Origin of the sequence: Cellulomonas hominis, assembly GCF_005239125.1 — a bacterium.
Lineage (GTDB): Bacteria > Actinomycetota > Actinomycetes > Actinomycetales > Cellulomonadaceae > Cellulomonas > Cellulomonas hominis_A.
The window spans coordinates 1-7,287 of the sequence record NZ_SZYE01000192.1; the positions used below are offsets into that span (position 1 = coordinate 1).

The window sequence follows — 7,287 nt, forward strand, 5'->3', positions numbered from 1 at the left end:
GGCGGGCGCGTCTCAGCCCGCGAGGTACGAGGTCAGCCGCGCGGACCGCGCCCGTGGGCCTTCTCGTGCGCCCGCCGACGCGCGGTCCGCGGGTCTACGGTGCCGGAGCGGGGCCCGGAGCCGCCGGGCCCATCGGCGAGGAGGCGACACGTGCGGCGACGGCTGCAGACCTGGTCCGAGCTCAGGCCCCTGCTGCGGATGCGTCCGCTCGAGCTGGACCCGGTGGCACGCCGGCTGTCCCGCGCGTTCACGGTCCGCGACCTGCGCACGATCGCCCGGGCCCGCACCCCGCGGTCGGTCTTCGACTACGTCGACGGCGCGGCCGAGGCGGAGGTGTCGCTGCGCCGCGCGCGCCGGACGCTCCGGGACGTCGAGCTCCGCCCGTCGGTGCTGCGGGACGTCGGCGAGGTCGACCTGTCGACGACGGTCCTCGGCCGCCCGTCCGCCGCGCCGTTCCTGTACGCGCCGACCGGCTTCACGCGGATGATGCAGCACGAGGGCGAGCGGGCCGTCGCCCGGTCCGCAGCCCGCACCGGCGTGCCGTACACGCTGTCGACGATGGGCACGACGTCGATCGAGGACCTCGCGGAGGCGGCCCCCGGGGGCCGGAACTGGTTCGGCCTGTACGTGTGGAAGGACCGCGGCGCGTCCACCGAGCTGATGGCGCGCGCGAAGGCGGCGGGCTACGAGGCGCTGGTCATCACGGTCGACGTCCCGGTGGGCGGCGCGCGGCTGCGGGACGACCGGAACGGTTTCAGCATCCCGCCGGCGCTCTCGGTGAAGACCGTCGTGGACGGCGCGCTGCACCCGTCGTGGTGGCTGAACTTCCTCACCACCGAGCCGCTGCGGTTCGCCACGCTCGACTCCTGGCAGGGCACGATCGAGGAGCTCGCGGCGCACATGTTCGACCCGACGGTCGAGCTCGCCGACCTGGCGTGGGCGCGCGAGCACTGGGACGGCCCGCTCGTCGTCAAGGGCGTGCAGACGGTGGCCGACGCCGAGCGCGTCGTCGGGGCGGGCGCGGACGCCGTCGTGCTGTCGAACCACGGCGGCCGGCAGCTCGACCGGGCGCCGGTGCCGCTGACCCTGGTGCCGGACACGGTGCAGGCCGTCGGCGACCGGGCGGAGGTGTACGTCGACACCGGGTTCTCGAACGGCGGCGACGTCGTGGCGGCGGTCGCGCTGGGCGCGCGGGCGGTCATGCTCGGCCGCGCGTACCTGTACGGCCTGATGGCGGGCGGCGAGCGCGGCGTCGACCGCGTCGGCACGATCCTGACCACCGAGATCGCCCGGACCCTGCGCCTGCTGGGCGTGCGGTCCCTGGCCGAGCTCACCCCCGAGCACGTGCGGCTGCCGTGACCGGGACCCGCACGCCCGTCGACCCCGGTCCCGTCGACCCGGCCGCCCCGACCCCGGCGCCGGACGCCGCCGCGCTCGCGGCCGTCCTCGCCGACCTGCGCGCCGCGCTCCCCACCGAGGCGCTGGTGACCGATCCCGCCGCCCTGCGGGCACGCGCCCAGGACGGCTCCGCGACCCCGCCGACCGGCGACGCCGTCGCGCTCGTGCAGCCGTCGACCACCGCCGAGGTGTCGGCCGTGCTCCGCGCCGCGCACGCCCACGGCGTCCCGGTCGTGCCGCAGGGCGCGCTGAGCGGCCTCGCGGGCGGCGCCAACGCCGTCCCGGGCGCGATCCTGCTGTCGACCGCCCGGATGACCGCGATCCGCCGGATCGACCCGGTCGACCAGGTCGCCGTCGTGCAGCCGGGCGTCGTGACCAGGGACCTCGTGGACGCGGTCGCCGCGCGCGGGCTGTTCTACCCGCCGGACCCCGCGTCGTACGCGCAGAGCACCATCGGCGGGAACATCGCGACCAACGCCGGCGGGATGCGCTGCGTGAAGTACGGGGTGACCCGGGACTTCGTGCGGTCGCTGGAGGTCGTGCTGGCGGACGGCACGGTGATCCGGACGTCCCCGGAGACGGTGAAGGCGGTCGCGGGGCTCGACCTCACGGGGCTCGTGGTCGGGTCGGAGGGCACGCTCGCGGTCGTCACCGAGGCGACGCTCGGCCTGCTGCCGGCGCCCGGGCCGGACCGCGGCGTGAGCGCGACGTTCGCGACGGTCGCCGACGCGCTGGAGGCGGCGACCGCGATCATCGCGAGCCCGCACCGCCCGTCGACGCTGGAGCTGCTGGACGGCGTCGTGCTCGCGTCGCTCGTGGCGTACGACCCGGACGCCGGGCTGCCCGCGGGCGCGGAGGCGATGCTGCTGGCGATCACGGACGAGGCGGCCGGCGGCGTCCAGGACGTCGCGGCGTACGAGGCGATCGCCCGGGCGCACGGCGCGCTGACCGTCGACGTCGCGCACGACGAGGCGCGGCTGCACGCGCTGCTGCGCGCCCGGCGGGCGTTCAACCCGGCGATGCGCGCGGTCCGCGGCGGCAGCATCAACGAGGACGTCGCGGTGCCGCGGACCCGGCTGCCCGAGCTGCTGGAGCGGCTCGGCGACATCGCGGCGCAGGTCGGGCTGCCGATCGGCACCGGCGGGCACGTCGGCGACGGGAACCTGCACCCGGTCATCGCCTTCGACCCCGCCGACCCGGCGCAGGTGGACGCGGCGGCGGAGGCGCACCGGCGGATCCTCGGCCTCGCGGTCGAGCTCGGCGGCACGGTGACGGGCGAGCACGGCATCGGCACGGAGAAGCGCGGGGCCCTGGCGGGCGAGCTGGGCGAGCGCGTCCTGGCCATCCAGCGCGGCATCAAGCAGGTCCTGGACCCGCGCCACATCCTCAACCCCGGCAAGAAGCTCTAGAACCCGGCGAGGTCGAGGGTCTCCCGGAGATCGCGGGGCGGACACCCTCGACCTCGCCGGAGACCCTCGACCTCGCGGACCGGGGCGGGCGGAGAGTCAGCGGCGCAGGACCTTGCGGGCCAGGAAGTTGCCCAGGAGCTGGGCCAGCTGGACCATCACGACGATCACCGCGACGGCGGTCCACGTGACCACGTCGTTGAACCGCTGGTAGCCGTAGACGATCGCGAAGTCGCCGAGGCCGCCGGCGCCGATCGCGCCCGCCACCGCCGTCATGTCGACGATGCCGACGAACAGGAACGTGAAGCCCAGGATGAGCGGGCCGAGCGTCTCCGGGACGATCACGGTCGCGATGATCCGCAGCGGGCCCGCGCCCATCGCGCGCGCCGCCTCGACGACGCCCGGGTCCAGCGCGACCAGGTTCTGCTCGACGATGCGGGACGTCGCGAAGGTCGCCATGATCGCGAGCGCCGGGATCGCGGCCTCCACGCCGTAGGACGCCCCGGTGAGCGCCTGGGTCAGCGGCCGGACCGCCGTGATGAAGATGATGAACGGGATCGGCCGGACGATGTTGACCAGCACGTTGAGCACGACGAACACCGGCCGGTTGGCCAGGATGTTGCCGGCGCGGGTCACGTAGAGCGCGATGCCGAGCACGAGGCCGGCGAGGCCGCCGATCGCCAGGGCGGCGATCGCCATCTGCAGGGTCTCGCCGAGGGCCTGCCAGAGCTCGGGCCACAGGCTGACGCCGTTGGAGTTCACGCGCCCACCTCCTTGCTCGCGGGGCCGGCATGGTCGCCGTCGGGGGCGTGCTCGACCACCTCGGTGTAGGCGCGCAGGTCCGCGACGAACGCGTCGACCGCGGCGTCCGGGCCCTCCAGCGCGAAGGTCAGGGAGCCCAGCGGGCGGGAGTTCACCTCGGTGATGCCGCCGAACACGACGTGCCCGTCGATGCCGTGCGCCCGCAGCCGCTCCGTGATGATGACGCCCTCCGTGGCCTCGCTCTCGCGGACGGCGATCGTGACGATCCGGCCGGGGTGCCGCTCGCGCAGCCGCGCGACGACGTCCGGGCGCGGGCGGTCGTGCAGGGCGGCGCCGATGAACCGGCGGGTGATCGGCTGGGCCGGCTCGGCGAACACGCGGTAGACGTCGCCCTCCTCGACCACCTTGCCGTGCTCCATGACCGCGACCTTGTTGCACAGGTAGGACACGACCGACATCTCGTGGGTGATGACCACGATCGTCACGCCGAGCTCCCGGTTGACCCGGCGCAGCAGGTCGAGCACGTCCTTGGTCGTCTCGGGGTCGAGGGCGCTGGTGGCCTCGTCGGCGAGCAGCAGGGCCGGCGACGTGGCGAGCGCGCGGGCGATGCCGACGCGCTGCTTCTGCCCGCCGGACAGCTGGTCGGGGTACTGCTTGGCCTTGTCGGACAGCCCGACGAACTCGAGCAGCTCCGCGACCCGGGCCTCGCGCTTCGCCTTCGGCCACCGGGCGACCCGCAGCGGGTACGCCACGTTCGCGGCGACCGTGCGGGACTTCAGCAGGTTGAACTGCTGGAAGATGAAGCCGATCCCGGCCCGGGCGGGGCGCAGGCCGCGCTCGGAGAGCCCGGAGAGCTCGGTGCCGTCGACCACCACCTGCCCGGAGGTCGGGGCCTCGAGCGCGTTGATCAGCCGGACCAGCGTGCTCTTGCCGGCGCCGGAGTAGCCGATCACGCCGAACACGTCGCCGCGCTCGATGTCGAGCGTGACGCCGTCGACGGCGCGGACGGGACCTGAGGCCCCGTCGAACACCTTCGTGACGTCACGCAGGGAGACCATCGCGGTCATCGGGTCACCGTCCTGGGGGGTCGCCCGCGGGTGCGGGTGGCGGGTGCCGGCGTCGCGCCGGCGGGCGGTCGTGCGCCGGGCGACCCGCGGGCCGCCCGGCGCACCGTGTGCGTCAGCCGGCGGCGCGGACCTGGTCCTCGAGCTCCGTGAGGCTGGTCTGCAGCTCCTCGGGGGTGAGGTCCTGCTCGACCGCGGTGCCCTGGTTCTCCTCCAGGAGCTGGCCGATGACCTCGTCCCGGTGGTAGATCTCGACGAGCTCCGCGTACACCGGGTTGTCGGCGTCCTCGGCGCGGGCGACCCAGATGTTCACGTACGGGCGGGCCGTGTCCGTGTCCTCCAGGTCGGAGTAGATCGCCGTGGTCGGGTCGATGCCCGCGTCCGCCGCGAAGTTGTTGTTCACGACCGCCGCGTCCAGGTCCTGGAGCTGGATCGCGGTCTGGTTGGCGTCGACCGGGACGACCTTCACGCGGGACGCGGCCTGGTCGATCTCGGCGGGCGTCGACAGCGCGTTGCCGCCGTCCTTCAGCGAGATCAGGCCCGCCGACTGCAGCACGAGCAGCGCGCGCGCCTGGTTGGTCGGGTCGTTCGGGATCGCGACCTCGCCGCCGTCCGGGATCTCGTCCGGCGAGGTGTAGCCCTTGGTCGTGTACAGGCCGAGCTGGTAGATGACCGTCGCGCCGATCGGGGCGAGGTCGTCGTCCGCGCTGACGTTGTAGTTGGCCAGGAACAGCAGGTGCTGGAACTGGTTCAGCTCGAGCTGGCCCTCGCTGAGCACCGTGTTCGGCTGCGTGTAGTCGGTGAAGTTCACCAGCTCGACGTCGATGCCCTCCTCGGCGGCGAGGTCGATGAAGGTCGTCCAGTAGGCCTTGGACTTGTCCGTCACGCCGACGCGCACGGTCACCGGGTTGTCCGGGTCCGCGGTCGTCGGGGCGGCCGCGGGCTCGCCGCCGGAGCAGGCGGCCAGCGCGGCCACGGCGAGGGCGGCGAGGGCGGCGGTCAGTCTGCGCTTCATGGTGGTGCTGCCTTCCGGTGGATCTGAGCGGGGGCCCCGCTCGCGGCGCGGGCCCCGTGCGGGCCGGTGGCCGGGCCCGCGGGGCGGTGGCGTGCGGCGGGACCGCGGCGCCGTCGTGCGGCCGACCGGCGGCCGGCCCGCTGCCGGACGGCGGGGCCGTCGGGCGTCAGGGCCGGGAGAGAGGTCCGGTCGGGCCGGTCGGCTCGCTCAGGAGCGTCGGGCCGGGCGGGACGTCCACCGCGGGAGGGCCGTGCTGCGAGGGTGCAGCGTCAGCACATTCGCTGACGACAGCACATGAGCCCGCAGGACGCCCCGGCCAGGACGCGCATCGGCTGCGCGCGGCGCTCGGAAGCGGCGTGGGTGCTCACGTGCTCGACTCCTGTCCCTGGGTGGGGGCGGACGCGGGCGACCCTAGCACCCGCCGGGAGCGCCGCGTCCACGGATCTCACGGCACCCGGGTGCCGCTCGATCACGCTGCCACCGGGCCCGCGGTCCCGCCACCGAACGGGTGCGCGGGCGCCCGGCGCGCGGACGGCGCCGACCCCCTCACGGGGCCGGCGCCGTCCGTCGGGCGCGGTGCTCAGGCGTTCTCGCGGACCAGGTCCTCGAGGTCCGCGAGGTCGGACTGCAGCTCCTCGGCCGGCACGTCCTCGACCACGGCGGTGCCGCCGTTCTCCTCCACGAGCTGGTCGGTCACCTCGGGGGAGTGGTAGATGTCGATGAGCTGCTGGTACACCGGGTTGTCGGCGTCCTCGGCCCGCGCGACCCAGAGGTTCAGGTACGGCCGCGCCGTGTCCGTGTCCTCGAGGTCGGAGTAGATCGCGGTGGTCGGGTCGATGCCCGCGTCCGTCGCGAAGTTGTTGTTGATGATCGCGCCGTCCAGGCTCTGCAGCTGCACCGCGGTCTGGTTGGCGTCGACCGGGACGACCTTCACCTTCGACGCGGCCTCGTCGACCTCGGCCGGCGTGGAGAACGCGTTGCCGCCGTCGACCAGGGAGATCAGGCCGGCGGACTGCAGGACCAGCAGCGCGCGGGCCTGGTTCACCACGTCGTTCGGGATCGCGATCTCGGCGCCCTCCGGGACGTCCTCCGGGGAGGCGTAGCCCTTGGTCGTGTAGAGGCCGAGCTGGTAGATCGCGGTGGACCCGATGGGCTGCAGGTCGTCGTCGGAGTTCACGTTGTAGTTCGCCAGGTACAGCAGGTGCTGGAACTGGTTGAGCTCCAGGTCGCCCGAGCTGAGGATCGGGTTGGGCTGCGTGTAGTCGGTGAAGTTCACCAGCTCGACGTCGATGCCCTCGTCCGCCGCGAGGTCGGTGAACGTCGTCCAGTACTCCTGGGCCTTGTCCGTGACGCCGACCCGCACCGTGACGCGGTTGTCGGCGTCGGCGGTCGCGGTCGCGCCGGAGGACGCCTCGCCGCCGCCGGAGCCGCAGGCGGCGAGCGACGCGGTGGCGGCGATCGCGGCGATCCAGGCGGTCAGTCTGCGCTTCATGGGGGTGTGCCTCTCGGGTGGGCCCGGCGGGGCGTGCCGGGTCGGGGTGCTGCGGGGTTCGGGGTGCTGCCGGGTCGCGCGGGGTGCGGGCGCCGGGCGGGGGCGCCGGGCCGCGGTGGCGCGGGTGGCGCGGGGTCGGTGCGGACGCGC

At 74.5% G+C, this 7,287-nt stretch carries 6 protein-coding genes; 2 read left to right on the forward strand and 4 right to left on the reverse strand.

The window, feature by feature from the left end:
* Positions 1 to 150 precede the first annotated feature (150 nt).
* Both FA014_RS16635 and FA014_RS16640 read left to right on the forward strand, forming a co-directional pair.
* Positions 151 to 1,359 carry an alpha-hydroxy acid oxidase gene (locus FA014_RS16635; protein WP_230323297.1) on the forward strand — a complete coding sequence of 403 codons (1,209 nt, stop codon included), beginning with the start codon at positions 151 to 153 and terminating at the stop codon, positions 1,357 to 1,359.
* Entirely contained in the window at positions 1,356 to 2,807 is a 1,452-nt protein-coding gene (locus tag FA014_RS16640; protein ID WP_154730761.1) for an FAD-binding oxidoreductase, read from the forward strand. Before FA014_RS16635 ends, FA014_RS16640 begins: the two co-directional genes overlap by 4 nt.
* Before the next feature lie 96 nt (positions 2,808 to 2,903).
* On the opposite strand, the gene FA014_RS16645 is transcribed toward FA014_RS16640, so the two are convergent.
* From FA014_RS16645 to FA014_RS16660, 4 genes are all read right to left on the reverse strand, one after another.
* On the reverse strand, positions 2,904 to 3,503 hold the full coding sequence (locus FA014_RS16645) for a methionine ABC transporter permease (RefSeq protein WP_419178423.1): 600 nt from the start codon (positions 3,501 to 3,503) through the stop codon (positions 2,904 to 2,906).
* A 59-nt stretch (positions 3,504 to 3,562) separates the two neighbouring features.
* Positions 3,563 to 4,633, reverse strand: a complete 1,071-nt coding sequence (locus FA014_RS16650) for a methionine ABC transporter ATP-binding protein (RefSeq protein WP_154730763.1) — start codon at positions 4,631 to 4,633, stop codon at positions 3,563 to 3,565.
* Positions 4,634 to 4,745: 112 nt separating this feature from the next.
* The gene (locus FA014_RS16655; protein ID WP_154730764.1) at positions 4,746 to 5,645 is read right to left on the reverse strand and encodes a MetQ/NlpA family ABC transporter substrate-binding protein; all 900 of its coding nucleotides are present in this window, start codon (positions 5,643 to 5,645) and stop codon (positions 4,746 to 4,748) included.
* Between the two features lie 580 nt (positions 5,646 to 6,225).
* Entirely contained in the window at positions 6,226 to 7,137 is a 912-nt protein-coding gene (locus FA014_RS16660; RefSeq protein WP_154730765.1) for a MetQ/NlpA family ABC transporter substrate-binding protein, read from the reverse strand.
* Positions 7,138 to 7,287: the final 150 nt, after the last annotated feature.

What these genes read in the sequence shown, in the direction of transcription:
- FA014_RS16645 (WP_419178423.1), bottom strand. Translation starts at nt 3,503, where the DNA reads ATGGCGATCGCCGCCCTGGCGATCGGCGGCCTCGCCGGCCTCGTGCTC.
- FA014_RS16650 (WP_154730763.1), bottom strand. Translation starts at nt 4,633, where the DNA reads ATGACCGCGATGGTCTCCCTGCGTGACGTCACGAAGGTGTTCGACGGG.
- FA014_RS16655 (WP_154730764.1), bottom strand. Translation starts at nt 5,645, where the DNA reads ATGAAGCGCAGACTGACCGCCGCCCTCGCCGCCCTCGCCGTGGCCGCG.
- FA014_RS16660 (WP_154730765.1), bottom strand. Translation starts at nt 7,137, where the DNA reads ATGAAGCGCAGACTGACCGCCTGGATCGCCGCGATCGCCGCCACCGCG.